Source organism: Paraburkholderia fungorum, from assembly GCF_046026025.1.
Classification (GTDB): domain Bacteria; phylum Pseudomonadota; class Gammaproteobacteria; order Burkholderiales; family Burkholderiaceae; genus Paraburkholderia; species Paraburkholderia fungorum_E.
Map to the genome: position 1 here is coordinate 1 of NZ_JAQQFL010000093.1, position 1,193 is coordinate 1,193.

Here is a 1,193-nt window from a genome sequence, read left to right on the forward strand (position 1 = left end):
GTTAAGGAAGGTCTGCACAACCCGCTTTGAAGCGTTACCTTTCGCATCGAGCGCGGCCTTGGTGTTTAGATCTTTGTTGGCGAGTTGATTGTCAGGGTTTATCCGCACCCCGGAGCGTGCCAACCAGACATATGGACTTCGTCGGTCCGGTGTTTCAAGCTTTGCGCAAAGCTCTGCGAGCCATCCATAAATTACCCAAAGCAAACAGCGTGGTGATCTGGGCGGTGTTCTTCATCAAACCTCGATATCGGGTCTTCATGTAACCGAACTGCCTCTTGAGGATGCGAAACGGGTGTTCGACCTTGGCCCGAATACCCGCCTTCAGGCGCTCGATCTGATCGTATATCGCGTCCAACGCATCACTCAGATCCAGTTTCCTGCGCTTTGCCGGTCGCATTGCAACATGCCAACGCACCGCGTCAGGCTCACAACGTTTTTCGATACCCTGATATCCGGCGTCCGCGTACACATCCGTTTCTTCACCATGCAGCAACGTCTGGGCTACGGTGATGTCGTGAACGTTGGCCGCCGTTCCAATGACCGTATGGACCAGGCCCGAATCGGCGTCCACGCCGATATGCATTTTCATCCCAAAGTACCAGTTGCCACCTTTCTGCGTCGATTGCATTTCAGGATCGCGCGTGCCGGAGCCATTCTTTGTCGAACTGGGCGCGGCAATCAGGGTGGCGTCGACTGCCGACCCAGCCTTAAGCATCAGGCCTTTCTCCGTCAGGATTTCATTGACCAGCGTCAGCATTTGCACCGCCAGTCCGTGCGTTTCCAGCAGATGGCGGAACCGGAGAATCGTGCTTTCATCGGGCAGGCGAACCATCCCGCCGTCGAGACCCGCGAACTCGCGATACAGCGGCACGTCATAGAGTGCCTCTTCCATAGCAGGGTCTGACAGACCGAACCATTGCTGCATGAAATGAATCTGCAGCATCGTCGCAATCGGGAACGGCGGCCGACCGGTTTTACCCGTGGGATAGTGAGGCTCGATCAGCGCAATCAGCTTCAACCAGGGCACAACGCGTCGCATCTCATCGAGAAATTCCCGCTTGCGCGTGCGCTTCGTTGACAGATCCAGACCAAGACCAAGTTGCGTCATCATACCGCTCCTCACCTAATTCGCTCTGTTTCCAGGATAGCTCAGCAGCAACACAATGCCAGGTCTTTTGCAGACCTTCCTTAAC

At 55.5% G+C, this 1,193-nt stretch carries 1 protein-coding gene; it reads right to left on the reverse strand.

Going from position 1 to position 1,193, the window contains the following annotated elements:
• Positions 1 to 154 precede the first annotated feature (154 nt).
• Positions 155 to 1,108: an IS5 family transposase gene (locus tag PQR67_RS38140; protein ID WP_408467943.1), complete on the reverse strand. Its 954-nt coding sequence runs from the start codon at positions 1,106 to 1,108 to the stop codon at positions 155 to 157.
• Between the last annotated feature and the right edge of the window lie 85 nt (positions 1,109 to 1,193).

Bases quoted from the DNA above. Each gene is read 5' to 3' on its own strand.
- PQR67_RS38140 (WP_408467943.1), bottom strand. From the start codon at position 1,108: ATGACGCAACTTGGTCTTGGTCTGGATCTGTCAACGAAGCGCACGCGC.